Below are 24,991 nucleotides of genomic sequence, written 5' to 3'. Positions count from 1 at the left end.
AAGGATGACGGGATATATAAGTATGTAGTTAGACGAAAAGGGAAAGCAACAAATTCTCAAGTGGAAGAAGATGGTTACTTTTTTGTAAATGATAAAGATATTACATATGACCAGATTATGACAAGTCATTATACAAGCAATCTAGATGAAAAACTTGATTTTGTGCAGGCATTTGAATTCTAATTGTATACAACAATAACAAATCCACTATTGCATTATATTGAATTGAGAGATACAATACTATAGGAAATTAAATACAGGGGAGCTTGTAGGCAGGCTGAGAGGAAGTAATCAACTTCGACCCTTAAACCTGATTTGGATAATGCCAACGTAGGAATTAAGTATAGGATTTATTGCGGACAAACCAGATTAGGTTTGTCCGTTTTTCATTTTAACGTAATAATTATGATGAGATTCTGCTGTAAAAAGTATTCAGCAGAACGATAAGGAGGAAATATGTTTAAGGAATGTGTAGAAAACGTAAGAAATAATGTGCCTTTAGTTCACAACATTACTAATTATGTAACAGTAAATGATGTGGCTAATGTTTTACTGGCTTGTGGCGGCAGTCCAATTATGTCAGATGATATTGATGATGTGGAAGATATTACATCTATTTGTGGTGGTTTGAACATTAATATTGGAACATTAAATAAAAACACCATACCATCTATGTTTGCAGCAGGAAAGAAAGCAAATGAATTAGGACATGTTGTTTTACTTGATCCTGTTGGGGCAGGGGCAAGCAAGTTAAGAACTAATACAGCAAATGAATTAATGGAAAAAGTGAAATTTGATGTTGTAAGAGGAAATATTTCAGAAGTTAAGACTTTAATGCTGGGTACAGGAAGTACAAAAGGTGTAGATGCAGATGTTTCTGACAAAGTAACAGATGAAAACTTAGACGACACTATTAGCAAGCTCAAGAGTTTTTCAAAGGCAACAGGAAGCATTATCGCAGTAACAGGCGCAATTGATTTAGTTTGTGACAGCGAAAAATGCTATGTTATAAGAAATGGTAGAGCCGAAATGAGTTCAATTACAGGAACAGGATGCCAGTTATCAGGTTTGATGACAGCGTTTTTAGTTGCAAATCCAGAAAACAAATTGGAAGCAGCAGCGGCAGCAGTTTGTACAATGGGACTTGCCGGAGAAATTGCATGGTCAAGAATGAGTGAAGGCGATGGAAACTCAACATACAGAAACAGAATTATTGATGCCATCTACAATATGGATGGTGAAACATTAGAAAAAGGAGCTAAATATGAAGTTAAGTAATACAACAAAGGAAGAATTACTTTTATACGGCGTAACTGACAGAGCTTGGTTAAATGGCGAAACTTTGTACAGTCAGGTTGAAAAAGCTTTAAAAGGTGGAGCTACTTTTATGCAACTTCGAGAAAAGAAACTTGATGAAGAAAGTTTTTTGAAGGAAGCCATTGAGATAAAAGAATTATGTAGAAGGTACAATGTACCATTTGTAATTAATGATAATGTTGATATTGCTTTGGAAATGGATGCTGACGGCGTTCATGTTGGACAAAGTGACATGGAAGCTTTAGATGTAAGGGCAAAGCTTGGTCCTGATAAGATTATTGGTGTGTCAGCGCAAACTGTTGAGCAGGCAATTTTAGCGGAAAAACACGGAGCAGATTATTTAGGAGTAGGCGCAGTTTTTCCAACCGGCTCAAAAGATGATGCAGAAGAAGTTACTTTTGAAACATTGAAAGCAATATGTCAGGCAGTAAAAATTCCTGTTATAGCCATTGGTGGAATTTCAAAAGGCAATGTTTTAGAACTTGCAGGCAGTGGCATTTGCGGTATAGCAGTTATTAGCGCTATTTTTGCAGCAAAGGATATTGAAGAAGCAACTAAGGAATTAAAAGAAAAAACAATCAAAATGTTATAAAAAGGTGAATAATGGCAAAAGGATTTATTTTTGATGTTGATGGGACAATACTTGATTCTATGGAAATATGGATGGATGCAGCTAAGTTGTATTTAAAGGATTTAGGTATTGAGGCTGAGGAAAACTTAGGAGACATTATGTTTAGCCTGACTATGGCAGAAGGAGCAGAGTATATCAGAAAAACATATAAGGTTAATCTTTCTGACAAGGAAATTTGCGATGGTATAAACCAAAAGGTTTTTGGTTTTTATAAAGAAGAAGCTCCACTTAAAGGGAAGTCAATTGAAATTTTAGAGTATGCTCAAAAGAATAACATACCTATGGTGGTTGCAACATCAACAGACCGTCCTATGATTGAGGCGGCTTTTGAAAGGTTGAATCTTGGAAAATATTTTAAGAAAATATATACAACTACAGAGATTGGTTCAGGAAAAGACAAACCGGAAATTTTTATGAGAGCAATGGAAACATTAGGTACAAAACCTGATGAAACATGGCTGCTCGAAGACGGAGCTTATTCCATGGACACAGCAAAGAAAATGGGTATTCACACAGTTGGTATATATGATAAGTACAGTGATAAGGATCAGGATATGGTTAAGAGCCTTGCAGATGTTTATATAACAAGCTGGGATGAATATGAAAAAGTAATTAAGGCTGTTAAGTAAAACATAAACATATGATGAACCGTTGTTGACACAGGGTAAAAGAATGTTTACCAGCAAAAAGAGTGTTTAATAACAAAAATTAACAGTTGATAAGTTACTAAAAGGATAAGTTAGTAAAGCGGTAAATCGGGGGCACCACTTTTTATCGCTATAAAAAACAGTAGAAATACTGTACCACAATAGAAGACATAAGGAGGAAGCAAAATGAACACAGCATTAACCATTGCGGGAAGTGATTCATGTGGAGGCGCCGGAATACAAGCAGATTTAAAGACAATGACAACTAATGGAGTGTATGGCATGAGTGCCATTACAGCTTTAACTGCTCAAAATACAACCGGCGTATCAGACATTTACGAAGTAACAGCAGATTTTTTAAAGGCACAGCTAAAGGCAATATTTGAGGATATTACACCTGATGCAATTAAGATTGGGATGGTATCTTCAAAAGATTTGATTATAGCAATTGCCGAGAGCCTAAAGAAATACAATGGCAAGAATATTGTGTTAGATCCGGTCATGGTAGCAACAAGTGGAGCAAAATTAATTAGCGATGATGCAATAGAAACACTGAAGGAATATTTAATTCCAATGGCTACTGTAATCACACCGAACATTCCGGAAGCAGAAGTTTTATCAGAAATGAAAATAACTAATGAAGAGGAAATGATTAAGGCAGCAGAAAAAATCAGCAAAAAGTATAATGTTGCAGTTTTGTGCAAAGGTGGTCACAGCATTAATGATGCCAATGATCTATTGTACATAGATGGTGAATACAAATGGTTTAAGGGGAAACGAATTAACAATCCAAATACACATGGAACAGGATGTACACTTTCAAGTGCTATTGCTTCAAATCTTGCCAAGGGAAGAAATCTTGATGAGGCAGTTGAGAAAGCAAAAGCATATATTTCAGGTGCTTTAGGAGCAATGCTTGATTTAGGAAAGGGTAGTGGACCAATGAATCATGCATTTGCAGTAGAAGGCGAATACTAGAATTAATGGGAGGTACAAAATGGATAAAAAAGGAACATCAGTATTTAGCAACAGTTTAATTTGGTTTGGAGCAGGAGTATCAATTGCAGAAATAGTTACAGGTACATATCTTGCATCGCTAGGAATGGCAAAGGGAATCGCAGCAATTATTATAGGACATCTTATAGGGTGTGGCTTGCTTTTTCTTGCAGGATTAATTGGTGCAAAAACAAAGAAAAGTGCCATGGAAACTGTAAAAATCAGTTTCGGTGAAAAAGGCAGTATTATTTTTGCAGTTTTAAATGTAATTCAGTTGGCAGGTTGGACAGCAATTATGATATATGACGGCGCAGTTTCAGCTAATGGAATTTTTGGCACAGGTCGTCTTATTTGGTGTATTGTAATTGGCTGTTTAATTATTGTTTGGATTTTTATTGGAATTAAAAATATTGAAAAAATAAATGTTGTGGCAATGACAGCATTGTTTGTTTTAACAATTATTTTATGTAGAGTTGTATTTTTCACAGGGAAAGGTGCTACAGCAGTGGCAGCAGATGGACTTACATTTGGGGCAGCAGTAGAGCTTGCAGTAGCGATGCCACTTTCATGGTTACCTTTAATCAGTGATTATACAAGAGAAGCAGAGAAGCCTGTTAAGGCAACAGCGGCAAGTGCCATTGTTTACGGTTTGGTAAGTTGCTGGATGTACATAATCGGTATGGGAGCAGCTATTTTTGCAGAAAATGCCGGTATAGACCAGATTATGTTAAAAGCAGGTTTAGGTATTGCCGGACTACTTATTATAGTATTTTCAACAGTTACAACTACATACCTTGATGCCTATTCAGCAGGTATTTCAAGCGAGTCAATTTGGAAAAAAATTAATGGAAAATATATGGCAATAATAATTACAGTTATTGGAACTGTTGGCGCAATAGTCTATCCAATGGACGATATTACAGATTTCTTATATTTAATAGGTTCAGTATTTGCCCCAATGATAGCAATTCAGATTGCAGACTATTTTGTAATTAAAGAATCTAGTGAAGATAAAAGCTTCAATACCGTAAATATTGTTATTTGGGTAATCGGATTTGCGCTATATAGATATTTAATGACAGTAGACATAATTGTAGGAAACACATTACCAGATATGGTAATAACACTTATATTATGTGTTATTGTAAATTTTGTTATGAAAAAATCAAAAGCTTAAATTGATTAAAAAAACACAGGGAGAAGGATAGCAAATATCTAAATTTCCTGTGTTTTTTATCGTCATAAATTAGTTCTTGATTTCTTTAGTAAACATTCTATTTAACAGATAAGCATGTACAAAGCCTGATATTTCAGGTAGAAATACAATAAAAACTGTAAAGCCTTTAATAACTATTACCCACATAACAATATCTACAACTGTCATTATTAAGAATGACCATATATATTTAACTACAAACTGCCAGGATAATTTCAGAACTCTTCTCACACCGTCATAGAACTGGGCAATGTATGCAAAGGCAGCACTTAAAACCATGTAATAGAATAGAAAAATAATCACGTACAAAGGTAGTGCATATTGAAATACACCGCCAATGGTTTTGGTATTTAAAACTATGTAAATGCTTGTAAGTAAAACAGCTCCGATTACTCCAAGTATTAACCAGACAATAGTGGCAATTTTGAAGTTTTCTTTAAAAGCCTTAAAGAAACTTTTTGTAATGTAGGATTCCTCATCTTTTACAAGTTTAAGCATTACAGAGTAATAGGCTGTAGTAGAAGCACCGATGGTTATAATAGGTATTGAGCATACAAGGCAAAGTAAAGTAGCAATTAGAGTGTCTGTAGCTTTGTTTGAAAAGTTAATAAATTTTCCGTCGTAATCTAAAATATGTCCCATTATTTTCACCTCAATCAATGTAATTGAAAGTCCTTTCTTTTAGTTATTGTTAATTGGTTTGATGTATAAACTGATTTCTATATTCTTTTGGACTAAGTCCTGTATTCTTCTTAAAAAGAGAAGAAAAATAAGCCGCATCATGTATACCGATACTATCAGCAATTTCAAAAGTTCTAAGAGTAGAGCCTGCTAACAAATCTTTTGCTAAGGCAATTCTCAAAGTAGTAATGTAATTGATTATTGAAATGCCACATTCTTTCTTAAAAGTTCTGCTAAGGTAAGATTCATTTGAATTTACAATTTTTGCTAAAACTTCCAAAGATAAATCTTCAGCTATATGGTCCTGAATGTAAGAAATAGTTTCCTGTACAAAATCACTGTATTTCTTAGTGGATTGAGTAAGGAGTTGTTTAACGGTATTAAGTAAATCTCCTATGAAAGTTTTTAACTGAAAAATATCTGAACAGTTATTTATCATGCCACTGTAATCTTTTTCAGGCAAAATCAAATGTGACTTCAAAACTACTCTGTAGCAAATATAATAAATTTGGAAACATATATTTACAGCAGTATCTTCATCAGCAAAAGAGCTTTGCAGTTTAATGAAAATGTCAGAGGCAATATCGTTAGATTTCTTAAAGTCAAGTTGTATTATGGCTGTTTCAAAATCATGTAAAAGTAATGTAGTTTCTGCTGAAAGATTGTTATTACCATCAGCGGCTTTGGCAGTGTAAGTTACAATGTGCGAAGAAGAATAAAAGCATAGCGACAAAGCCGAAATAGCCTGTGAAACACCTGCTGCAAATTCTTCAATGCAGTTATGATGTTCGCTTATGCCAACAAACACCGGCTCGTTGTATTCTTTATAAAACTCGTTAATAACAAGGTTACAGTTGTCTACTATCTGCCCTATGTAATTTTCGTTTGTTTCATAATAAATAGTTATAATCAGATTATTATATCTGTAGCAATAGCCGTTGGATTTAAAATCAATAATTGTGTCTTTAAGCAGATTAATTGAATCTGTTGAATCAACTAATTGAAAGGCAGCAACATAGAAGCCATTCAAATTAATATCGTGTTCAGCAGCACGTTTTTTTATATCCTCAGTTACAACAGAAGAGTCTGTCAATTCCTGAAAAACAGTATCTTTTAAATAAGCAAATTCCTTTTCATCAATTGTTTTGTTGCTTCTTGAGGTAATCAGTTTCTGGGCTACATTTTGAACAGATTCAATAATTTTTTCTTTTGCCGCAGGCTTTAATATATATTCGTTTACCTGATATTTAATTGCAGACTGTGCATATTCAAATTCGGAATAACCTGACAAAATAATAACTGCAATATCAGGGTGGTTTTCATAAACATATTCTGCCAGCCCTATACCATCAAGAACAGGCATTTTTATATCAGTTAAAACAATGTCAATATTGTTGTTTTCTATAATTTCGATTGCCTCTTTGCCGTTACTGGCAGCGGCAGTAACCTGACAATCATAAGCATCCCAATTAATATAATCAGATAAGCCTTTTCTAATGACAACTTCGTCATCAACAATTAACAAGTGAAATTTCATAGTGTGTTCCTCCTTACAAAGTTGTATCTTCAAAGTTAAATGGTACCATAAAGGAAATTGTAGTTTTTTCCATTGGTATACTTTCTATATGTAAGCTGGAATTTCCTCCATACATAAGAAATAAACGTCTGTTTAGGTTTTTTAATCCAACATGAGTGTGACCACCAACCTGTACATCCTGTGTTTCGTTGGTATCAAAAGTTGGAATTTTGGTAAAACCAACACCATCATCAACTACAGATATACAAACATTGTCACTAATTTTCTTTATGGAAATAGTTAAAGTACCTGATGTTTCTTTTGGCTCCAAGCCATGTACATAAGCATTTTCAACTAATGTTTGAATTGAGAAAATTGGTATATGACATTTATCAAGATTTGGTTCAATATCAAAAAATACCTGTATTTTATCTTCAAATCTCATTTTCTGTAAATAGTTATAAAATCTAACATAAGACAATTCATCTTCAACAGTAGCTTCAAAATTATCTCTTGAAATAACTGTGGCTTTTAACAGTTCCCCGAGAGCAATTGCCATGGAATAAATTTCATTATTATCTGACATCTGAGCTTTCCAAGCCATTGTATTAAGCACATTAAATAGAAAATGTGGATTAATCTGTGACTGTAAGGCTCTGATTTCTGCATCTTTTAAAAGCATGTTTTGTTCTAAAATATCATCATGATATGAATGGATTTCGCTTAACATATTATTAACTGATAATTGAAGAGAATAGAACTCTTCGTAATCATCAAGGGAAGAAATGTGTTCTGAATAATTTCCATCAGCTATTCTGTCAACATATCCCTTCATAACTGTTATAGGGCGGGTAATAACCCTACTAAATAAGAAAGCAATAATTGTTACGGCAACAATTATTAAAATAATTACAACTATATATGGAAGTAATACATTAAATAATTGTTTTGATATTTGAGCTTTAGGTGCCATAACTACAGTGTTAAGTTCCATTTTTTCTATATTGTTTGATAGGGCAAGATAACTATTATCTTTAAAAGTTGTATCAAAAAATACCCAGTCACTGTTTTTTATAATAGAATTTTTTAATGCATTCATTTCGTGTTTAGTAGTATTTCCATCGGTCCCGGAAATAAGTTCAACATCTTTATTATATAGAAAAATATGCCAACCGTTAGAAATACTTTGAGTTAAGTCAGCAAGCCATTCCTTTTTGTCAATGGAAATAATTACTGTGCCTAGAATTTCACCACTATCTGAACTGTAAATGGATCTGATGAAATACAGGCAATTGGAATTATCCAAAGAACGTATTGTTAAAGTTGGAGTTTCCTCATTATAAGTTCTATATATTGTTGTTGTCTCTGTTGTGGATAAAACAGATTCATCTTTTGAGACGTGAATTTGGCTACCCTGATTATTATAAACGTATATTGAATTAATGTAGGATTTCTCCCATATATTGTTCATAATAAGAACAGAAGTCATTTGTTTTAAAACTACTGATGAATTAGCATCATATTCATAGTTTTTTCCCAGCCATTTATAAACTGAATCATTTAAAGTAAGTATTCTGTATACAGAATCTATTGTATCTATATTATTGGAAATGGCATCAATTGTGGAACGGCCTTCCTGTAACATCTGCTCCTGATAGCTTTTGGTAAATTCCTTTGCAGTTTTGTAAGAAAGAAGAATACCACTTACAAGTAGGGCGACTACGATTGTAATGGTAATAAGAGTAGTAACCTGTGTTTTGATTTTTTTTCTGTGTGTGTGAGCTTTGCCGGCTTTTGTTATTTCGGTAATGTTCACATTATTAGTTTTTTCTTTATTAATAGTCATGTAAACCTCTTCTGTGTAAATGTATAAAATAGAATCCTATTTGTATTGCTTTTTGTTTATGTTAATTATAACATAAGAAAATAATAAAAGTTGCGTTTATGGAAAATAGACAAAAAATTACAAAAAAATGTAAAAATATGTAAAAAAATCACAAGTTTAAGTAAAAATATTCTATTCAGAAACACACAAAAAACAAATATAATGTAATCATCAAACAGAGCGAAGGAGGAATATTTTATGAGAAAGAAGAAATTGTTAAGCTTGTTACTTGTTGGAACAATGGTAGCAGGACTTATAACAGGATGTGGTTCTTCAAGCAAGGACACATCAAAGAGTGATTCAGGAAAATCAAAGGGCGGAAAGGTAGTACTTAACGTAATTAACTATCATGTAGGTACAGATTACGCAGCAGATTACTACAAATACTTATTTGATGCATTTAAGAAAACAGATGAAGGAAAGAACGTTGAATTTAATTTTGAAGAAATTCCTACAACAGATGCATTTAACCAGAAGATTAAATTATTAATTTCAAGTGGTGATTTACCGGACATCGTTTTAAATGGTGGAAACAACATTACAGCATTAGCTGCTAAGTCAGGTAAGGTTCAGGACTTAACACAGTATCTTGAAGATGACAAAAAATGGAAAGCAATGTTTAGTGATACAGACCTTGAGTTTAACTCATACAAAGGTAAGGTTTATGGAATTCCAGTATCAAAAGAAATTTCATACATTTACTATAACAAAGACTTATTTAAGAAAGCAGGAATTGAAGCTCCTGAAACAGGATATGCAACATGGGATGAATTCTTTGCAGCATGTGATAAGTTGAAAGCAAAAGGAATTACACCTGTAAGTATGGACAGCGCAGACCTTGGCTGGTTATCAAATCTTTGGTACAGTGGTTTAATTGGTACAGCAGGAAAAGAAGGAAACGACTTTATGAACAAGCAGTACCCAACAGACTACAATACATCAGTTGTTGAAGATGCAACAGCAACACTTCAGAAAATGCTTCAGAAGTATACAACATCAGATGCACTTGGCGGAAAATATGACACAATGGCTACACACTTCTTTAACGGAGAAGTTGCAATGCTTCCAAATGGACCTTGGATGATTCCTGATTTCAAGAGCACAGACAAAGCTCCTGAAGGTTTCTATGACAAAGTTGGTATTATGCTTCTTCCAGGTTCAGGTATGGAAAGTGTTCCAACACCTGGTGACATGGTAGGTGCAAAGGATCCTGATAAGATTAAAGCAGCAGTAGCATTCTTAAAATTCGAAACATCTGCTGAAAATCAGATTAAAGCATTAGAAATGGCAGGATTGCAGCCAGTATCAAGCAACATTGAAGTACCACAGTCTCTTAAAGATTCAGATCCATTAATGGCAGACGTATTAGAGATTCAGTCAAAAGCTAAGTACACATACGGTCAGAACCAAGCTTACTGGTATCAGAATGTTATTGATGTATTCTCAAATCAGTTGCCTGAATTAGCTTATGGAAACATTACACCAAAAGAATTCTGTAAGAAATTATCAGACGCAGCTAAGAAAAATTAAAGTAAATTAAGGTTGATGACTGTCTCATATAAATAATCACAAAGAAAATTATATGGGACAGTCTTTTTTTGTGAAAGGATAGTGAGAAAATGTCTACAAAAAATAAAAAAGGATGGATATTGGCATTTGCATTACCCTGTGTGATTCTATTTTGCATAGTGTATGCAATACCTTTGATAATGGTTATAGTTACATCATTTTGTAATTATTCAGTGGCACAGTCACCAGTATTTCAGGGATTGGATAATTTTAAAACAATTTTTGCAGATCCGGATTTCAAAGTCGCAATTATTAACACATTAAAATGGGTGTTAATACAGTCAACATTACATGTTTCTATTGGTTTTATTATGGCTCTTATTTTAAGAAGAAAACCAAGAGGCTGGAAATTTACAAGAGTAGCCTATGTAATACCTAACATTATACCTACAGCTGCAACAGCAGTAATGTATTCATTATTATTAAATCCTACATTCGGTGTAGTAAAAATGATATACGAGAAATTAGGAATTGACACAACAATGGTAATTAACCTTTTTGGTAATTCAAAATATGCATTCTGGACAGTAACAGCAACATGGGTATTTTATTCAGGATTTAACATGTTAATTTTCTTAGGTGAAATGCAGGCAATAAGCCCTGACATTTACGAAGCAGCACAGGTAGACGGAGCAACACCGGGACAGGCTGACAGATACATAACAATTCCATTAATGAAGAATGCATTTGGAACATGTGTAATTTTAGCTTCAGTTGCAATGGTATCACAGTTTGACATTATTTATATGACAACCAAGGGCGGACCTGGTAACAGTACGTTGAATCTGCCAATGTATTTGTACAAGATAATTACTTTAGAGAACAATTATGGTAAGGCAAATGCAGTTGGTGTTGTACAGATTATATTAGGTTTAGTTTTAGTAATTTTAATTCAGAAACTATTTAACCAGAAAAAAGATTTAGAGGAGGTATAAAGATGGCAGAAAAAGTAAGCGGACCGAAATCATTAAAAAAACAGCCGGCTGCCTTAAGGGTTGTTCTAGGCATATTTAAATATTTATTCCTTCTTCTAATTGTATTTATATCAATTGGACCAATTATATGGGCAGCATTAAGTTCATTTAAAACTTATGCGGAAATCAATGCCTCAGCATTATCATTACCTAAGGCATTCCATTTCTCAAACTATGTAGATGCATTTAAATATGCACCTATTCAGAAATACTTTTTAAACAGTGTAATTGTAGTAGGTGTCAGCGTTCTTGTAACACTTATTGTAGTAGGAATGTGTGCCTATGTTACTGCAAGATACAACTTTAAATTAAAACCTTTGCTTGTACTTATGATTTCAGCATCATTAATGTTACCTGCACAGGCTATATCACAGCCATTATTCTCAATGTTCAAAACATTGGGTATATATGATACAAAACTTGGACTAATTATAGTCTACGCGGCCATGGGAATTCCAATGTCATTCTTCGTAATGACAAGTTATTATAAAACAATTCCTTTAGCACTTGAAGAATCAGCATATATTGACGGAGCATCATTTATACAGTCTTTTACAAAGGTAATTCTTCCTTTAGCAAAACCTGGATTTGCAACAATAGCAATGCTTCAGTTTATTAATACATGGAACGAGTTCTACTTTGCATTAATGCTCACAAGTGGAGACACAGCAAGAACAGTTCCAATTGCATTAAATTATTATTTAGGAACATTTGCAAACAATTATTCAGCACTGTTTGCGGCGGTAGTTATAACAGTATTACCAACAATTATTTTCTTTATTATATTACAGAAACAGGTTATGGAAAGTTTAACAGCAGGAGCTGTTAAGGGCTAAATTTTAGAGAAAATTATGGAGGCTTATAATGGAAAAAAATACATATCCGGTAGAAAGCTGGAAAGTTACAGAGAAAAAATTTTTAAAAGAATGGAATTATAGAAATGAGACAACATTTGCTCTTTCTAATGGATATATCGGTACAAGAGGAACTTTTGATGAAGGTTATCCTTTTACAGTAGATGAAGGTTTAGAGGGAAACTTTATTAATGGTTTCTATGAAAGTGAGAATATAAGATATGGCGAGTGGAATTTTGGATTCCCTAAAAAAAGCCAATCATTACTTAACCTTCCTAATCTAAAAAAGACAACTCTCATATTTGATGATGAACCATTTGATTTATTTACAGGAGAAATCAAAGAATATGAGAGAAGCCTTTTGATGGAGGACGGTGAAGTTATAAGAAATGTTTACTGGAAATCACCTAAAGGCAAAGAAGTAAAAGTAACTTTTAAAAGATTAGTGTCTTTTAGTGATAAGAATTTAATGGGTATACAGATTAAATTTACACCATTAAATTTCAGTGGAAAAGTTAAGATAAATTCATTCTTTGATGGAGCAGTGGAAAATCACACAAGCACTACAAACCCATTAATTGATTATGGCCCTTATGGAAAACATTTAATTCCAAGAGGACTTGATGTTAAGGGTGACACACTTATATATGAAGCAGAAGTGAAAAATAACAAATTTACAATGGCATGTGGAAGTGTTTGTAAGTGTGGTGGAAAAATTACAGATAAAGATATTCAGGAAGAAACTGCTGTTGTTACATATCAATTAGATGTAACAGAGAATGAAGAATATACTTTTGAAAAAATCATAGCTTATTCATCTGACTTAGATATGGATAAAGACAAGTTATATGGCTTTATTCAGGAAAAATTAGAAAAAGGAAATGAATTAGGTTTTGACGGCTTAGAAAAATTACAAAAAGAATACATGCAGGAGTTCTGGAAGAAGGCTGACATTAAGATTGAAGGCGATGATCAGTTACAGCAGGGTATCAGATTTAATTTGTTCCACATTATGCAGTCAGCAGGTCGTGATGGTAGAACAGGTATGGGCGCCAAAGGTTTAAGTGGTGAAGGTTATGAAGGTCACTACTTTTGGGATACAGAAATGTATGTACTACCTGTTTTCATTTACACTGACGCAGAACTTGCAAAACAGTTATTAACTTACAGATATGATACTTTAGATGCGGCAAGAGATAGAGCTAGAATTCTCGGTCACACAAAGGGAGCATTATATCCATGGAGAACAATTAATGGAGAGGAAGCGTCAACATATTTTCCACTTGGTACAGCACAGTATCATATAAACGGTGATATTGCCTATGCTTACAAATTGTATTTTGATATTACAGGAGACTATGACTTCTTAATTGAAAAAGGAGCAGAAGTTTTAATTGAAACAGCAAGAGTATGGGCAGATGTTGGCTGTTTTGCAGAGTGCAAGGATAATAAATATTGCATTTGTGCAGTAACAGGACCTGACGAATATAACGCAATTGTAGATAACAATTTCTACACTAACTTAATTGCCAGAGAAAATTTAAGAAGTGCAGTTTGGGCTTTAAATAAAGTAAAAGAATTAGATAAGGAAGCTTACAACAAGTTAGTTAAGAAGTTAGATTTCAGTGAAGATGAAGTTGAGTATTGGGAAAGAATTATTGAGAATATGTATTTCCCATACGATGAAAAATTGCAGATTTATCCACAGGATGACGGCTTCCTTATGAGAAAGCCATGGGATGAAAGTAAGATACCTGAAGAAAAGAGACATTTGCTTTATGAAAATTATCATCCACTGTTTGTTTACAGACAGAAGATGGCTAAGCAGGCAGATGCAATTCTTGGTATGTTACTTTACAGCAATTACTTTACTAACGAAGAGTTAAAGAGAAATTATGATTTTTATCAGACAGTTACATTGCATCATTCATCTTTATCAACATGTATTTTTGGAATTTTGGCAAGTCAGATTGGATATGATGATGAAGCATATAAATATTTCTCACAGTCTGCAACAATGGACTTAGAGGATATGCATAACAACTTTTATGCAGGTATCCATGCTGCAAACATGGCAGGTACATGGCAGGGTATTGTATTTGGTTTTGCAGGCGTAAGATCAAACAGAGGTTATTTAGAAATTAATCCAAAGATTCCAAATCAGTGGAACTCTTATGAATTTAATATTCAATATAAGGGAAGTGATTTAAGCATAAAGATTACAAAAGAGGATGTAACTTATCAGTTACTTAATGATGTGGAAATCAGTTTTGAAAGTTTAGGTGAAAGCCTGACATTGAAGAAAGGAGAAAAATATGTACAAAAAATATAAAGCCATATTTTTCGATTGGGACGGAACAGCAGTTATGTCAAGACAGGCACCTGTGGAAGAAACAGTTCAGGCAATGAAACCGCTTCTACAGAAAGGCATAAAATTAATCATTGTTAGTGGAACTACATACGATAAGATTGCCGGTGGAGAAATTCATAAGTATTTTACAAAAGAAGAAAATGAAAATCTTTATTTAGGTTTAGGCAGAGGTGCTTTTAATTACCAAATGGTTGATGGTAAGCCGGAAGTTTTTGCAGACTGTATTCCAAAGGATGAAGATTTGCTAAAAATACATGATATATGTTATCAGGTTCACAGATATCTGTTAAAAGAATATGGCTTGAAAACTGATATAGTTTTTTCAAGACCCAATTACTGCAAAATTGATTTAATGGTAGAAGATTTACGTGGTGATCAGTTATTTATGCAGGCAGATGAAATGTCAAAATTAAAAACACTTCTTAGTGACCATGGTTTAAAAAATGGTTTAAGAGATTTAATTGACATTTCAGAAAAAATCGGAAAAGAAAATAGCATGGAAGTGTCAGCTACATGTGATGCAAAATATTTGGAAGTTGGTATTTCATGTAAAAGCGACAATGTTGATACTATTTTTGAAGAAATTTCTAAGGAAGGCATTTTGCCTGAGGATTGTTCATTTTGGGGTGATGAATATGTTGGCATAGAAGAAGGCTTGTATGGAAGTGACAGTTTTATGCTAACAGAAAAAACAAAGAATGGTGATTTCTTTGACGTATCATTACTTGAAGGAACAAGACCTGAAAAGATTCAGGTAGTAGGCGGTAGCGTTGATACATTTATCAATTTCCTAAAAGAGCAGAATCAGTAGTAATCAAGAGTAAAATTGATAAGAACAAAAGATAAAAAGAACTGATAAAAGTCAGAATACATAAGAAAAATAAACAGGAATAAATGAATTGTAACAATGGTTTAATTGTTAGTTATAAAAGGAGCGAAACGATGAAAATTATCATAGCAGATGATTACAAGGACATGAGTAGAAAAGCAGCTAATTATTTGTCAGCACAGGTGATTTTAAAGCCGGGCTCAGTAATTGGTTTGGCAACAGGTGAGACTCCTATTGGAACATATAATCAGCTTGTAAACTGGTACAAAAAAGGTGATATAGATTTTTCTCAGACAAAAACTGTTAATCTGGATGAATACAAGGGCTTAGAGGGAACTCACGAACAAAGTTACAGATTCTTTATGAATGAAAATCTTTTTGACAGAATTAATATTGATAAGAAAAATACATATTTACCAAACGGTATGGCAGAAGACGAAGAAGCTGAATGTGAACGCTACAACGGCATCATTGAAAAGTTAGGTGGCATTGACATGCAATTATTAGGAATTGGCTTAAATGGTCACATAGGTTTTAATGAACCGGGCGAATCATTTGAGAAGATGACACATTGTGTTGAACTTACTCAAAGTACAAAAGATGCAAATCAGAGACTTTTCAAACTGGGAGAAAAAGTGCCTGAAAAGGCATTTACAATGGGAATCAAGTCAATTATGCAGTCAAAGCATATTTTGCTTATTGCCAGCGGAGCCAACAAGGCTGAGATTGTTAAGGAAGCTTTCTTTGGACCTGTAACTCCAAAGGTACCGGCATCAATTTTACAGTTACATAATCATGTAACAGTTATTGTAGATAAAGATGCTGCTAAGTATATTCAATAATTTACTTATAGAGAAAATTTGTTTAATCAAACAAATAATAATTACATAAGATAAAATAGCATGAAGTGAAATCTACAAGGAAAGTGTATTTCATAAAGTGAAATTCACAAAAGAATATTTCAAAAAAGTGTATTTCATAAAAAGGGATTAGCCACTGCTAGTTTGTGTAACAATGGCTAATCCTTTTTAATATGTAATGGAAATTCTTCGAGAATTTCCGTTATTCCAATAAAGACACATTTAGGTGTGAAAATAAATTAGTTGCGATTAAGTACGCATCCAGTGTGAAGAACATCGCAAGGGATGGTTTGTGTTGTAAAAATTAACTTTTAGTAATGATATACTTTTCGTTTGTTAATAAAGAAGAAGGCTGTAAAGCACAATGTTAAAAGTTCTGCAACAGCAACGGCAATCCAAATACCGTTAATTCCAAATAGGATTGGAAGTGTCATTACAACAATAATCTGAAATACCAGTGTTCTTAAGAAAGAAATAGTAGCTGATATTAGACCGTTGTTTAGTGCTGTAAAGAATGAAGAACCATATATATTAAAGCCGTTAACAAGGAATGTAAGGCAATAAATTCTGAAACCATGAACTGTTAGGGCAAACAAATCCTTGTCATAACCTACAAAAAGTTTAGACAATGGTGATGCTATTGAAAAAGAAAGAATCGTTAAACATACACCACATATGCTAATAAATGACAGACTTTTTTTAAATAGATTTTTTAGCTCAATATGGTTCTTGGCACCGTAATGATAACTTACAATTGGAGCACTACCAATTGAGTAGCCGATAAATATAGCAGCGAATATAAAGTTTACATACATAATAGTTCCGTATGCTGCAATCCCGTCTTCACCTGCAAATTTCATAAGCTGCAAATTGTATAAGGAATTAACAACGGAGCTTGATAAATTAGTCATTAATTCTGATGAACCATTTGTGCACGCTTTAAGCAAAATTCTTCCTGAAAAAACAGGTTTGCCAAGTCTTAGCAAACTTGAGTTTTTTCTTGAAAAATAAATAATAGGAACAAGCCCACCAATAAATTCACCACAAACTGTTGCACAAGCAGCACCGGCAACGCCCATTTGCAAAATGTAAATAAACACAAAATCAAGAATCATGTTAGTAACTCCCGCAGACACGATTACGCACAAGCCAAGCTTTGGCTTAGCAGCAGTTACAAAGAAACTTTGAAATACATTTTGAAGCATAAATGCAGTTAATGAAATAAAAGAAATTCTTCCGTAAATCAAACAGTTGTTAAGCAGGTCACCTGTGGCACCAAGAGCAATGGCGATTGGCTTAACTAAGAAAAATCCTAATATTGAAACAACAATGCCGCCAATTAAAGCTGTATAAACAAGCATTGAAAAGTATTCATTAGCTTTTTTCTTCTGACCTTTACCAAGGGTTGCTGCCACAATGGCACTACCACCTGTACCAATCATAAAGCCCAGCGCAGAAAGTCCCATCATAAGTGGCATAATAAGATTGACAGATGCAAAGGCGGTTTTCCCAACAAAGTTAGATACGAAAAGCCCGTCTACAACACTGTAAATAGATGTAAAAATCATCATAACAATTGATGGTAGTACGAATCTAAATAATTTTTTATAAGTAAAATGATCTGATAATTGTATATTCATGTTTTCTCCTAAATAATAATTTGGTTAAAGCTTAGAGATACTGTCTTTTAAAGCCTGACAGTAGTCGTTAAAAAGTTTCAACATTAAGTTGCATTCATCTTTCTTCATACAGGAAAAAGCTTTATTTTCCATAGCTATGAGAGGAAAGATTTTTTTTTCACAAAACTGTCTGCCCTTTGGGGTAAGGTAAATGTGCATTTGTCGTCCCTTACCGCTGGTTAAGGTTAAAAAATCATCTTTTTCCAATCTACAGATAGATGAATTGATTGTCTGTTTTGACATTGAAAGCATAGTGCTTAGGTCTTTTTGCAGGCAACCGTCACCTGTTTCGCAAATAGTATATAAGATTACAAATCCGCTATCAGATAATCCAAGCTCCAAAGCTATGTCATGATAGATGCCATCAAAAGTCTGATAAATTCTGTTAAATGCCATTAAGTTAGGGCTGATATATGCTTTATTAAATTGTTCCATAACAATACTCCTTTGCAATTGTAACTAAATCTTATTAATAAATAAGTTAGGTAAAATAATTTAAAATATTTGCATTTATAAAAATAAATAGGCTTAATAAGTCCGAAATCATACTTTACACATTCTAGTACGATTTCGGACTTGTGTCAACTATTATGTTTTAGTAAATCACTAATTTTTTCTTGACCAAATATATAAAATAGTATATATTATTTAAATAAATAGTTCACAAAGTGAACTATTTTAAAAAGAAAGAAATAGGAAGTAACAGAAAATGAAAGATAAAAATTGGAAAGACATGATAGAAAAACATGGAGAGCTTAGATTCTTCAGTAGTATGGCAATAAAGAAAGCCCACAAAGGTCAGAGTACATCAGCACAGGAATTGGATGTGCTGTTTAGAGTTGCCTTGTCCAAAGAAAAAGTAACACCTGGTTACTTAAAAGATGCAATGGGCATAAGCAAAACAATCATAAGCAGATTAATAGAGCAACTGGAGAGCAAGCAGCTTATAGAAAAAATCCGCACAAATGAGGATAAAAGAAGTTATACATTGATAATAACTGAAAAAGGAAAAAAAGAAATTGATGATATGTATTACTATTATTTAAATCCACTATATGCATTAAAGGAAAATATGGCGGAGGAAGAATTTGAACAATTATTCAAACTAATAAAACAGGCAAATAGTATATTGGCAAAATAAACCGCCAACAATATAAAATCGAAAATATAAACAAAATCTGCGGTTAATAAAAATTAAAGAAAGTGCTTGGAACCCGTCGGTTCATCAAGGCAGCGTAGTCGGCTTGATAGAACCACTACGAGGTGGAAGCAGCGGGAGCGTGGTTTCGTAATTTTATTAGACGCAGATTTGGAAATAGTTTAATTTTAGCAAATACAGATTGGCAATAGCTAAATTTTATTAGCCGTGGATTAGTTAAAAGTTGTTAAACATAAATGAAAGGAACAGAAGATGACATTTTATCAGGAATTACAGTTAAGCTCAACAGGCTCAAAACAATTAATAAAAAACACAACAGACAAAAAAGAAAAAACACGACACATTTTAATTTATAATTTCAAAGTATATTTGGTTGTAGCATTTTGCTTTTTGGTAGTAACAGCATTTAGCATGATTTTTGGAAATGACAACAGTGTGCCGGGAGTTGTGGTACTTCTTGCAATACTTGTGTTGCGACAGGCAGATTTTGGAATAAAAACAACCCATGGACTAATCTCAATAGCCGGGATATTTGCAATATTAATAGTCGGTCCAAGGTTAAGCAACATGGTTGATCCGTTTACAGCCTTTCTTATTAATATTGTTTGCATATTTTTACTAATGATGTTTGGATGCCATAATGTAATAATGTACAATCATTCAACTTTTGTACTGGGATATTTATTACTTCAAGGTTACGATGTCGCAGGAAAAAGTTATCAGTTACGTGTAGTCAGCCTTGTTGTAGGTATGCTAATTTGTATGGGGGTTTTTTATAAAAATCAGAAAAACAGACCTCATAAAAGAGGTTTTATGGATATTTTTAGAGAATTCAATATACACTCTGCTAGAAATAACTGGTATTTAAAATTAACACTTACAGTTTCAACAGCAATGTTAATTATTAATCTTTTAAATATACCAAGGGCAATGTGGGTAGGAATTGCCTGCATGTCAGTATGTGTTCCGTTTTCCAGTGACATTGCACCAAAGGCAAAGAAAAGAGCACCATTTAACATTGTGGGCAGCCTAATATTTGTTGCCCTTTACTACGCACTTCCTAAATGGGTACATCCATACATTGGAATTATAGGTGGAATTGGTGTTGGTTATTCAGCCGGCTATTCCTGGCAGACAGTTTACAATACATTTGGAGCGTTGTATATTGCCTCTGGAATTTTCGGTGTAAAGACAGCAGTATTGTTAAGAATTTGTGCAAATATTTTTGCTTCATTATATACAGTTTTGTTTGACCATGTATTTAATAATGTATTTTCATATATAAAAAATAGAAAAGAAAATTTAATAACGGAATAACAATGCTTAAAACAAAAAGATATAGATGTATAATTAAGAAATTTAAGAGAAGAAAAATTCGAATTAGAATAATAACAAAGTATAGTTTAATATAAAATAGTTGAAAGTGATAATTACAAAAGTTTCCAAATCGAATATATTTTAGCAGGTATAAACTGACTCCTTTTATTAAGAATAATAATTAGATAAATAAAAGTTATTCTTAGTAAAAGGAGTTTTTTATGAAAGATGAAATTTTTGGTGTGTTGCAACGTATAGGAAGATCATTTATGTTGCCAATTGCAATACTACCTGTGGCTGGGTTATTGCTTGGAATTGGCAGTTCCTTCACAAATGAAACAATGCTTAAAGCCTATGGTTTGTGGAAGTTAATGGGACCGGGAACAATTGCAAATGGGATTTTCAGAGTTCTTAGTGATGCAGGGAATATTGTATTTACCAACCTGCCTATTATTTTTGCAATGGGCGTGGCAATTGGTATGGCAAAAAAAGAAAAAGAAGTTGCAGCACTTTCAGCAGCAATTGCTTTTTTTATAATGCATGCATCAATTGGAGCCATGATTACAATTAACGGTGGAGCGGAAAATATGCTTAGGGGTGCAACAGCCGATGTAGTAGGTATTACCTCTCTTCAAATGGGTGTATTTGGTGGAATTATTGTAGGTTTAGGTGTGGCGGCACTTCACAACAGATTTTACAAAATTCAATTACATCAGGTGTTGTCCTTTTTTGGAGGTACTAGGTTTGTACCCATTATTAGTGCGTTGGTTTACACATTGGTAGGAATTTTAATGTTTTTTGTTTGGCCGGTAATACAAAGCGGTATATATTCTGTGGGGGAATTTGTTCTTAATTCAGGCTATGTTGGCACATGGGTGTACGGATTTATGGAAAGACTTCTTATACCATTTGGTTTGCATCATGTATTTTATTTACCGTTCTGGCAAACAGGAGTGGGTGGAACCATGGAAGTTGGCGGTCAGTTAATTGAAGGGGCTCAGAATATTTTCTTTGCCCAGTTAGCAGATCCAACTGTTTCAAAATTTGCAGTTTCTGCAACCAGATTCATGTCAGGTAAATTCCCTTTAATGATTTTTGGACTGCCGGGGGCAGCACTTGCAATATACAAAACTGCAAAGCCTGAAAAAAGAAAAGCAGTATCAGGTTTGTTATTGTCAGCAGCCTTAACATCTATGATTACAGGGATAACAGAGCCCATCGAATTTACATTTCTTTTTGTAGCACCTGTTCTTTACGGAATACATTGTGTGTTGGCAGGACTTGCATATATGCTTATGCATTTATTTAACGTTGGCGTAGGAATGACTTTTTCAGGTGGACTTATTGATATGTTTCTATTTGGAATAATGCAGGGAAACAGGAAGACAAACTGGATATGGATTGTGGTAGTTGGTGTAGTGTATTTTATCGTGTATTATTTTCTTTTTACACTTCTTATTAAAAAAATGGATTTGAAAACTCCAGGTAGAGATGATAGCGATGAAGTAAAGCTTTATAACAGAAGTGATGTGGAAGCAAAAAAAGGTAAGAACGATTGGCAGAATGATAAATCTGCAAATGAAGAAGCAGTAGACAAAATTTCGCAAATGATTTGCAATGGACTAGGTGGCAAGAAAAATATTTCGGATGTAGATTGCTGTGCAACAAGACTTAGATGTACGGTTTTTAAATCTGAACTTGTAAATGATGATATTTTAAAAGCATCTGGAGCTTCGGGAGTAATTCACAAAGGCAACGGCGTGCAGATTATTTATGGACCGAAAGTTACTGTAATAAAATCTAATTTGGAAGATTATTTAGAAACTGCGGAAAATATAGAATATGTTGGTGAGAAGTCTGGAAACAGCAACGATAGCAGGCATGAAAGAATTAACAGTAGTGAAAATAATAGTGGCATTTTGGAGAATCAAAATAATAGAGATAATATTGGAAAGTTTGCATTAGACACTAAAATTATCTATAGTCCCGTTACAGGTGTGGCAAAAGATTTAAGTGAAGTAAATGACGAGGCTTTTGCAAGCAGAATGATGGGAGACGGAGTAGCAGTTACACCAACGGATAGTGTTATTAAGGCTCCAGCAGATGGTGAGATTTCTTTTGTCTTTGATACAAAACATGCAATAGGTTTTACAACAGATGATGGGGTGAGCCTGATTATCCATGTGGGAATTGATACTGTAAAGCTACAGGGGAAAGGTTTTGAAATTCTAAAACAACAGGGTGAGAAGGTGAAAAAAGGCGAGCCAATAATGAAAATTGATATTGACTATTTGAAGAAAAATGCACCATCTCTTGATACACCGGTTATGTGTACGGAATTAAAAGACAATGAGAAAATCCGAGTAATAAAAGTAAGAGAAGTCAAAGCTGGGGAAGAACTTTTCGCGATTGATATTTATAAGTAGAGAGTAAGGTTTGGAAATTTAAAAAGTTAAAAATAAAATAGCCGTAGATACAAAATAAAAGCAATTGATTCCAAAGTTTCTATTAAGGCACTTAGAGGTTTAGGATGCAGATTGGAGTATATGGATGAATAAATTAAGAAACAAAGTTTTCCTTGTTTTCTTTTTAATATTGTCAGTTTGCCTTTTGGGTTTTATTGGGATTTTTAATGGGGAGAATTATTTTGAGCAAAAGAAATTAAAGGGATGCAGAAAAACATCTTAAGTTCAAATACAAAAACATAATTGCCGATGCCGGATATGAAAGCGAGGAAAATTACATTTTTCCGGAAGAAAACAATTAGACGGCTTTCATAAAACCTGTCAATTACGAGATTTCAAAAACCAGAAAGTATAAGAATGACAATGGTCAAAAAAGGTACTGTGCTCTAACGATTATAAATCGTTAGAGCGACAGCCCCTTTTTATTTTTTGATTAGCTCAATAAAAGCTTTATGTATCTGTAAATCGTCGTCTAGTTCCGGATGAAAAGCAAAAGCCATTTGATTTTTGTATTTTACACCAACGGTTTTGCCATCAACAACAGCCAATGTTTCAACGGCATTTGTAGTGTCTGAAACGTAAGGGGCGCGAATAAAAGTCATTGGAACTTCACCGATATTTTTTACAGTTCCTGTAGTATGAAAGCTTCCAAGCTGTCTGCCGTAGGCGTTACGCTTAACGGTCATTGGAATTGTGCCAAAATGACTTGTAGTGTCATTGTCAATTTGAGAAGCCAAAAGAATCATGCCGGCACAGGTTGCCAAAATAGGCAGCCCATTTTCGATTTTTTCTTTTAAAATATCATACATTCCAAGTTCCCGGAGAAGTTTTCCCTGAACTGTACTTTCTCCACCCGGTAAAATAAGTCCATCAATATGGTTTTCAAGGTCAGAGGCTTTTCGTAATTCAATAGATGAAACGCCAAGTTTTTCTAAAACCTTTGCGTGTTCTATGAAAGCTCCCTGAACTGCCAAAATACCAATAGTCATAAAAGCCTCCTACTTACCACGTTCCGCCATTAAAAGAGCAATTTCCTGTTCATTGATTCCAACCATTGCTTCACCTAAATCTTCAGAAAGTTCTGCGATAAGTTTGGCATCAGTGTAGTTTGTAACTGCCTTAACAATAGCGTTAGCACGTTTTTCAGGATTTCCTGATTTGAAAATACCTGAGCCAACGAATACACCCTCAGCACCAAGTTGCATCATTAACGCAGCATCAGCAGGAGTAGCAACACCACCGGCTGCAAAGTTTACTACAGGTAATTTTCCGTTATCATGTACATACTCAACCAATTCGTAAGGAACCTGAAGCTGTTTAGCTGCTTCAAAAAGTTCATCTTTACGCATGCTTGTAAGTTTTGCAATTTCGCTGTTCATCATTCTCATGTGACGTACTGCCTGAACAATGTCACCTGTTCCGGGCTCTCCCTTAGTTCTAATCATAGAAGCACCTTCGTTAATTCTTCTTAACGCTTCACCTAAATCTTTAGCACCGCAAACAAAAGGTACTTTAAAATCTCTTTTGTTAATGTGATAAACATCATCAGCAGGTGATAATACTTCACTTTCATCTATGTAATCAATTTCAATTGCTTCTAAAACCTGTGCTTCTGCAAAATGACCAATTCTACATTTTGCCATAACAGGAATAGAAACAGCTTCCTGAATACCTTTAATCATTTTGGGATCACTCATTCTTGAAACACCGCCGGCAGCTCTAATGTCTGCAGGGATTCTTTCAAGTGCCATAACTGCACAGGCTCCTGCAGCTTCTGCAATTTTTGCCTGCTCAGGTGTTGTAACGTCCATAATAACGCCACCTTTTAACATTTGTGCCAATTCTTTGTTTAACTGATATCTTTCGCTCATTTTGAACCTCCTATGTCTAATTCCTTTTGTTGTAGAAATCTTATGGCAAAAATCATAATACAGAAAGTGGGTATAGTAAAATAACCAAAAAATACATAAACAATAAGACCAGATTAAGATGCAGAACAAAAATATAAAAGATGTAAGAAAAGTA

Annotated in this window: 22 protein-coding genes and 1 riboswitch; of the genes, 15 read left to right on the top strand and 7 right to left on the bottom strand. The window is 33.8% G+C overall.

What is annotated here, in order from left to right:
- Positions 1-60 precede the first annotated feature (60 nt).
- The 6 genes from DWZ69_RS12330 (at position 61) to cytX (ending at position 4,768) form a co-directional block, all read left to right on the top strand.
- A complete protein-coding gene (locus DWZ69_RS12330) occupies positions 61-183 on the top strand; it encodes a hypothetical protein (RefSeq protein ID WP_278286599.1) in 123 nt (40 codons plus the stop codon).
- Positions 184-248: 65 nt separating this feature from the next.
- A riboswitch (TPP riboswitch) is annotated at positions 249-354 on the top strand.
- A gap of 102 nt (positions 355-456) precedes the next feature.
- The gene (thiM, locus tag DWZ69_RS05020; RefSeq protein ID WP_117998759.1) at positions 457-1,278 is read left to right on the top strand and encodes a hydroxyethylthiazole kinase; all 822 of its coding nucleotides are present in this window, start codon (positions 457-459) and stop codon (positions 1,276-1,278) included.
- Entirely contained in the window at positions 1,265-1,909 is a 645-nt protein-coding gene (gene thiE, locus DWZ69_RS05015; RefSeq protein ID WP_117998760.1) for a thiamine phosphate synthase, read from the top strand. The genes thiM and thiE overlap by 14 nt, the downstream gene beginning before the upstream one ends.
- 11 nt (positions 1,910-1,920) lie before the next feature.
- Positions 1,921-2,577, top strand: a complete 657-nt coding sequence (locus DWZ69_RS05010; RefSeq protein ID WP_022164983.1) for an HAD family phosphatase — start codon at positions 1,921-1,923, stop codon at positions 2,575-2,577.
- 204 nt (positions 2,578-2,781) lie between these two features.
- Positions 2,782-3,573 carry a bifunctional hydroxymethylpyrimidine kinase/phosphomethylpyrimidine kinase gene (thiD, locus tag DWZ69_RS05005; RefSeq protein ID WP_118436357.1) on the top strand — a complete coding sequence of 264 codons (792 nt, stop codon included), beginning with the start codon at positions 2,782-2,784 and terminating at the stop codon, positions 3,571-3,573.
- 19 nt (positions 3,574-3,592) lie between these two features.
- Positions 3,593-4,768, top strand: a complete 1,176-nt coding sequence (gene cytX / locus DWZ69_RS05000) for a putative hydroxymethylpyrimidine transporter CytX (protein ID WP_117998761.1) — start codon at positions 3,593-3,595, stop codon at positions 4,766-4,768.
- Between the two features lie 69 nt (positions 4,769-4,837).
- Here cytX and DWZ69_RS04995 read toward each other — a convergent pair whose 3' ends face one another.
- From DWZ69_RS04995 to DWZ69_RS04985, 3 genes are read right to left on the bottom strand one after another with little or no spacing between them, the layout of a single operon-like run.
- Positions 4,838-5,449, bottom strand: a complete 612-nt coding sequence (locus DWZ69_RS04995; RefSeq protein WP_117998762.1) for a YesL family protein — start codon at positions 5,447-5,449, stop codon at positions 4,838-4,840.
- Between the two features lie 49 nt (positions 5,450-5,498).
- Positions 5,499-7,025 carry a response regulator gene (locus tag DWZ69_RS04990; RefSeq protein WP_117998763.1) on the bottom strand — a complete coding sequence of 509 codons (1,527 nt, stop codon included), beginning with the start codon at positions 7,023-7,025 and terminating at the stop codon, positions 5,499-5,501.
- A 13-nt stretch (positions 7,026-7,038) separates the two neighbouring features.
- Positions 7,039-8,850, bottom strand: coding sequence for a histidine kinase (locus DWZ69_RS04985; RefSeq protein WP_117998764.1), 1,812 nt, complete (start codon positions 8,848-8,850; stop codon positions 7,039-7,041).
- A 237-nt stretch (positions 8,851-9,087) separates the two neighbouring features.
- Here DWZ69_RS04985 and DWZ69_RS04980 point away from each other — a divergent pair, with 237 nt between their 5' ends.
- From DWZ69_RS04980 to nagB, 6 genes are all read left to right on the top strand, one after another.
- Complete coding sequence (locus DWZ69_RS04980; RefSeq protein ID WP_117998765.1) at positions 9,088-10,419, top strand: extracellular solute-binding protein; 1,332 nt, start codon at positions 9,088-9,090, stop codon at positions 10,417-10,419.
- Between the two features lie 89 nt (positions 10,420-10,508).
- Complete coding sequence (locus tag DWZ69_RS04975; RefSeq protein ID WP_022164975.1) at positions 10,509-11,393, top strand: sugar ABC transporter permease; 885 nt, start codon at positions 10,509-10,511, stop codon at positions 11,391-11,393.
- A gap of 2 nt (positions 11,394-11,395) precedes the next feature.
- Positions 11,396-12,268, top strand: a complete 873-nt coding sequence (locus DWZ69_RS04970) for a carbohydrate ABC transporter permease (RefSeq protein WP_117998766.1) — start codon at positions 11,396-11,398, stop codon at positions 12,266-12,268.
- A 28-nt stretch (positions 12,269-12,296) separates the two neighbouring features.
- Complete coding sequence (locus DWZ69_RS04965) at positions 12,297-14,618, top strand: glycosyl hydrolase family 65 protein (protein WP_117998767.1); 2,322 nt, start codon at positions 12,297-12,299, stop codon at positions 14,616-14,618.
- Positions 14,602-15,468, top strand: a complete 867-nt coding sequence (locus tag DWZ69_RS04960) for an HAD hydrolase family protein (RefSeq protein ID WP_118436355.1) — start codon at positions 14,602-14,604, stop codon at positions 15,466-15,468. The genes DWZ69_RS04965 and DWZ69_RS04960 overlap by 17 nt, the downstream gene beginning before the upstream one ends.
- 131 nt (positions 15,469-15,599) lie before the next feature.
- The gene (gene nagB / locus DWZ69_RS04955; RefSeq protein ID WP_118436353.1) at positions 15,600-16,328 is read left to right on the top strand and encodes a glucosamine-6-phosphate deaminase; all 729 of its coding nucleotides are present in this window, start codon (positions 15,600-15,602) and stop codon (positions 16,326-16,328) included.
- A 329-nt stretch (positions 16,329-16,657) separates the two neighbouring features.
- Here nagB and DWZ69_RS04950 read toward each other — a convergent pair whose 3' ends face one another.
- Both DWZ69_RS04950 and DWZ69_RS04945 read right to left on the bottom strand, forming a co-directional pair.
- Complete coding sequence (locus tag DWZ69_RS04950) at positions 16,658-17,986, bottom strand: MATE family efflux transporter (RefSeq protein WP_117998769.1); 1,329 nt, start codon at positions 17,984-17,986, stop codon at positions 16,658-16,660.
- Between the two features lie 24 nt (positions 17,987-18,010).
- A complete protein-coding gene (locus tag DWZ69_RS04945; RefSeq protein WP_118436351.1) occupies positions 18,011-18,460 on the bottom strand; it encodes a MarR family transcriptional regulator in 450 nt (149 codons plus the stop codon).
- Between the two features lie 274 nt (positions 18,461-18,734).
- On the opposite strand from DWZ69_RS04945, the gene DWZ69_RS04940 reads away from it, so the two are divergent.
- From DWZ69_RS04940 to DWZ69_RS04930, 3 genes are all read left to right on the top strand, one after another.
- Complete coding sequence (locus DWZ69_RS04940; RefSeq protein ID WP_118436349.1) at positions 18,735-19,166, top strand: MarR family transcriptional regulator; 432 nt, start codon at positions 18,735-18,737, stop codon at positions 19,164-19,166.
- A gap of 270 nt (positions 19,167-19,436) precedes the next feature.
- Positions 19,437-20,501 (top strand): FUSC family protein, encoded by a 1,065-nt coding sequence (locus DWZ69_RS04935; RefSeq protein ID WP_117998771.1) that lies wholly within the window; start codon positions 19,437-19,439, stop codon positions 20,499-20,501.
- Positions 20,502-20,722: 221 nt separating this feature from the next.
- Positions 20,723-22,927, top strand: coding sequence for a PTS transporter subunit IIABC (locus DWZ69_RS04930; protein ID WP_118436347.1), 2,205 nt, complete (start codon positions 20,723-20,725; stop codon positions 22,925-22,927).
- A 461-nt stretch (positions 22,928-23,388) separates the two neighbouring features.
- Here the strand turns inward: DWZ69_RS04930 and pdxT are convergent, their stop codons facing one another.
- Positions 23,389-23,955, bottom strand: coding sequence for a pyridoxal 5'-phosphate synthase glutaminase subunit PdxT (gene pdxT, locus DWZ69_RS04920; RefSeq protein ID WP_118436345.1), 567 nt, complete (start codon positions 23,953-23,955; stop codon positions 23,389-23,391).
- A 9-nt stretch (positions 23,956-23,964) separates the two neighbouring features.
- Complete coding sequence (gene pdxS, locus DWZ69_RS04915; RefSeq protein ID WP_118436343.1) at positions 23,965-24,837, bottom strand: pyridoxal 5'-phosphate synthase lyase subunit PdxS; 873 nt, start codon at positions 24,835-24,837, stop codon at positions 23,965-23,967.
- Between the last annotated feature and the right edge of the window lie 154 nt (positions 24,838-24,991).

Origin of the sequence: Eubacterium sp. AF34-35BH, from assembly GCF_003477765.1 — a bacterium.
Lineage (GTDB): Bacteria > Bacillota > Clostridia > Lachnospirales > Lachnospiraceae > Eubacterium_G.
The sequence above is the reverse complement of the archived record's forward strand: the minus strand, read 5'-3'. Positions and strand labels throughout refer to the sequence as shown.